Raw genomic sequence first — 2,633 nt, forward strand, 5'->3', positions numbered from 1 at the left:
TGAGGGAAACGCCCGGTTACATTCCGAACCCGGAAGCTAAGCCTTACAGCGCCGATGGTACTGCAGGGGGGACCCTGTGGGAGAGTAGGACACCGCCGAACTAATTGTAGAGAAAGCCCCCGTGCCATTGGCACGGGGGCTTTCTGCGTTAAAGGCGCCCCGCTGCCTTGAGGGCCAGATAGGCGTCTGCCAAAGCAGGAGGCAGATCGTCCGGTGTCGCGTCGACGACGGTGACGCCATGGTGGAGGAGCTGCTCGGCGGTGCGATGGCGTTCTGCTTGAGCCTGGGCTGCGGCAGCGGCCTCGTATACGGCGTCGGTGTTTCCTCGCGCCTTGGCCATGCGTTCTATGTACGGGTCGGCCACTGAAGCGACCAGGAGTGTGTGGCGCTGGGTGAGGCGGGAGAGTACGGGAAGCAGGCCTTCCTCGATGGGGGCCGCGTCGAGGCTGGTGAGGAGCACGATCAGTGAGCGGCGCGGGGCTGTGCGCAGGGCGGTGGCGGTGAGGCCTCGTGCGTCCGTCTCGATGAGTTCCGGTTCGATACGCGCCATGGCGTTCACCAGGGACGGCAGGACGTCGCCTGCGGCTCGGCCCTGCACCAGTGCGCGTACCCCGCGGTCGTACGCGAGGAGGTCCACGCGGTCGCCGGCTCGGGAGGCGAGGGCGGCCAGGAGCAGGGCCGCGTCCATGGAGGCGTCGAGGCGTGGGACGTCGCCTACGCGGCCCGCCGACGTACGGCCCGTGTCGAGGACCAGAAGGATGTGGCGGTCGCGTTCGGGGCGCCAGGTGCGTACGGCGACTGCGGACTGGCGGGCGGTGGCGCGCCAGTCGATGGAGCGGGTGTCGTCCCCGGGAACGTACTCGCGGAGGCTGTCGAATTCCGTACCTTCGCCGCGGGTCAGGACGCTGGTCCGGCCGTCGAGTTCGCGCAGGCGGGCCAGCTTTGAGGGGAGATGCTTGCGGCTGGTGAACGGGGGCAGGACGCGTACGGTCCAGGGGACTTTGTGGCTGCCCTGGCGGGCGAAGAGGCCGAGAGGGCCGTACGAGCGGATGGTGACACGGTCTGCCTGGCGGTCACCGCGGCGGGTGGGGAGCAGGCGGGTTGTCGTGCGTCGGCGTTCGCCTGGGGGGACCGTCAGTCGGTGACGGGATGCGGCGACTTCCGTGCCGGGCTGCCAGCTGCTGGGGGGCCAGGCGTCGCGGATGCGGGCGCGCAGGGGGCGGCTGGTCGGGTTGGTGACGGTGAGGGTGACGTCGGCGGCTTCGCCGAGGCGTACGGAGGTGTCTCCGGAGCGGGTCAGGCCGAGGCGGCGTACGGGTGCGGCCAGGGCGAAGTCGCAGACACAGGCGAGGGCCAGGGGGGTGTTCACGGCGAGCATGCCCGTCCAGCTGGGTTCCCAGATGCCGACGGGGAGGGTGCCGAGGGCCGCCAGGAGGGCGGCGCGTCCGGTGAGTGCCATCAGCGGGGTACGGGGACGTGGGCGAGGATCGCGTTGATCACCGAGTCGGCGGTCACGCCCTCCATCTCTGCTTCGGGGCGGAGTTGGACCCGGTGGCGGAGAGTGGGCAGGGCGAGGGCCTTTACATCGTCGGGGATCACATAGTCGCGGCCGGTCAGCCATGCCCAGGCGCGGGCGGTGGCGAGGAGCGCCGTCGAGCCGCGTGGGGAGACGCCGAGCGTGAGGGACGGTGATTCGCGGGTGGCGCGGCAGATGTCCACTACGTAGCCGGTGATTTCGGGGGAGACCGCGGTCTTGCCGACTGCCGCGCGGGCGGCTTCCAGGGCGGCCGGGCCGGCTACGGGGCGTACGCCGGCGGCGCGCAGGTCGCGCGGATTGAAGCCCTCGGTGTGGCGGGTGAGGACGTCGATCTCGTCCTGGCGGGAAGGCAGCGGGATCGTCAGCTTGAGGAGGAAACGGTCCAGCTGGGCTTCGGGGAGGGGGTACGTGCCCTCGTACTCGACCGGGTTCTGGGTCGCGGCGACCAGGAACGGTTCGGGGAGGGGGCGTGCGGTGCCGTCGACCGTGACCTGGCGTTCCTCCATCGCTTCGAGGAGCGAGGACTGGGTCTTGGGCGGGGTGCGGTTGATTTCGTCGGCGAGCAGGAGGTTCGTGAAGACCGGGCCGGGCTGGAAGGAGAACTCGGCGCTGCGGGTGTCGTAGACGAGGGAGCCCGTGACGTCGCTGGGCATCAGGTCCGGTGTGAACTGGACGCGCTTCGTGTCGAGTTCGAGTGCGGATGCGAGCGCGCGGACGAGCAACGTTTTGGCTACCCCAGGGACTCCTTCGAGTAGGACGTGTCCGCGGCAGAGGAGGGCGACGACGAGGCCGGTCACGGCGGGATCCTGGCCGACCACGGCTTTGGCGATCTCGGCGCGCAGGGCTTCCAGGGAGGCCCGGGCGGCGCCCGGATCCCCGGTGTACCCGGCGTTGTCAGTGGTCGGGTCCATCATGGACGGCGTACCTCTCTTTCGAGGGCGTCGAGTTGGTCGGCGAGAGCGATGAGGGCCGCGTCGTCGCGGGGCGGCGGGCCGAAGAGGAGTGAGTGCAGGGACTGTCCGTCGCCGTGGAGCTGGGCGGTGGCGAGGAGCGCCGTCGAGCCGCGTGGGGAGACGCCGAGCGTGAGGGACGGTGA

General features: G+C 70.4%; 2 protein-coding genes, 1 rRNA gene and 1 pseudogene. 1 reads left to right on the forward strand and 3 read right to left on the reverse strand.

The features are described 5' to 3' along the window. A 5S ribosomal RNA gene (gene rrf / locus G5C60_RS50320) occupies positions 1-101 on the forward strand; the annotation flags it as partial. Between the two features lie 47 nt (positions 102-148). On the opposite strand, the gene G5C60_RS50325 is transcribed toward rrf, so the two are convergent. From G5C60_RS50325 to G5C60_RS51395, 3 genes and pseudogenes are all read right to left on the reverse strand, one after another. Then, positions 149-1,459, reverse strand: coding sequence for a DUF58 domain-containing protein (locus tag G5C60_RS50325; protein WP_165270971.1), 1,311 nt, complete (start codon positions 1,457-1,459; stop codon positions 149-151). Next, complete coding sequence (locus G5C60_RS50330; RefSeq protein ID WP_206441008.1) at positions 1,459-2,448, reverse strand: AAA family ATPase; 990 nt, start codon at positions 2,446-2,448, stop codon at positions 1,459-1,461. Before G5C60_RS50330 ends, G5C60_RS50325 begins: the two co-directional genes overlap by 1 nt. Beyond that, positions 2,448-2,633: pseudogene (locus G5C60_RS51395) on the reverse strand (hypothetical protein); the annotation flags it as partial. The gene G5C60_RS50330 and the pseudogene G5C60_RS51395, both read right to left, overlap by 1 nt.

Source organism: Streptomyces scabichelini, assembly GCF_011045015.1.
GTDB classification, from domain to species: Bacteria; Actinomycetota; Actinomycetes; order Streptomycetales; family Streptomycetaceae; genus Streptomyces; species Streptomyces scabichelini.

What these genes read in the sequence shown, in the direction of transcription:
- G5C60_RS50325 (WP_165270971.1), bottom strand. Translation starts at nt 1,459, where the DNA reads ATGGCACTCACCGGACGCGCCGCCCTCCTGGCGGCCCTCGGCACCCTC.
- G5C60_RS50330 (WP_206441008.1), bottom strand. Translation starts at nt 2,448, where the DNA reads ATGGACCCGACCACTGACAACGCCGGGTACACCGGGGATCCGGGCGCC.